This window comes from Oleiphilus sp. HI0125 (assembly GCF_001635355.1).
Genome location: NZ_LWGF01000958.1, coordinates 1 through 1,031, shown reverse-complemented (window position 1 = coordinate 1,031; position 1,031 = coordinate 1). Strand labels below are relative to the sequence as shown.

Below are 1,031 nucleotides of genomic sequence, written 5' to 3'. Positions count from 1 at the left end.
AGCATCGATCCCCGGTATTCGTCGTTGGCCAAAAGAGTACTTGCCAACTATTTTTGACGAGACGCGTGTCGATCGCATTGTTGATATGGGGCAGCAAGAAGCCGAAGACACAATGCGCCTGCTTGCTGAGAAGGAAGGCATCTTTTGCGGGGTCTCTTCCGGTGGCTCTGTTGCAGCGGCATTGCAACTAAATCAAGAACTTGAAAATGCGGTAATTGTCGCCATTATTTGTGACCGAGGTGACCGCTATCTCTCTTCAGGCGTGTTTGCGAAATAGACAGCCTGCAATTAATTACTTAGAAGACTGAACATATTATGGCGAGAAGACGCAGAAAAAAGCTTCCTGTAGATCCAATTGAATGTGACATTACTGGAGGCTTAAGTCATGAAGGGCGCGGGATTGCCAAATTAGACGGAAAAACTCAGTTTGTTGATGCGGCATTACCAGGAGAGAAAGTCTCTGCGGTATATGTCGAAAAGCGCGGCAAATTCGATGAGTTGAAAACAGTAGAAGTACTCAGCGCCTCAGCGGAGCGTGTTGAACCTCCTTGTGCACACGCCGAGATTTGCGGCGGTTGTAGTTTGCAGCACATGGAGACCGATGCTCAGATCAAGTTCAAAGAGAATACACTGCGTCAGCACTTTGAACATTTCGGAAATCTTGAGCCGAAACAATGGATTGAACCTATGACCGGTCCAACGACTGGTTATCGCGGCAAAGCACGCCTAGGTGCGCGATTTGTAGCGAAAAAAGACACGGTATTGGTTGGTTTTAGAGAGAAGCGTAATAGTTTCTTAGCCGACATTCAGCAGTGTGAAGTGCTTAACCCGATTGTTGGTCACCGATTAATGGATTTGCGAGCACTCGTGGCAAGTTTGTCGGTATACAAAGAATTGCCGCAGTTTGAGGTTGCCTTAGGTGAAGATGCGAGTGCGCTAGTCGTGCGACACATGGCGCCTTTAACCGAGGAAGATACCGTTAAGCTGATACAGTTTGGCCGAGATAATGCATTCCATATTTACTTGCAGCC

The 1,031-nt window shown here is 47.5% G+C and carries 1 protein-coding gene and 1 pseudogene; both read left to right on the top strand.

The window, feature by feature from the left end; genetic code table 11:
- Nucleotides 1-277 (top strand): pyridoxal-phosphate dependent enzyme (locus tag A3762_RS16415; RefSeq protein WP_156493524.1); only part of this gene is annotated, 277 nt, incomplete at its 5' end.
- Between the two features lie 38 nt (nt 278-315).
- A pseudogene (locus A3762_RS16410) lies at nt 316-1,031 on the top strand (23S rRNA (uracil(1939)-C(5))-methyltransferase); the annotation flags it as partial.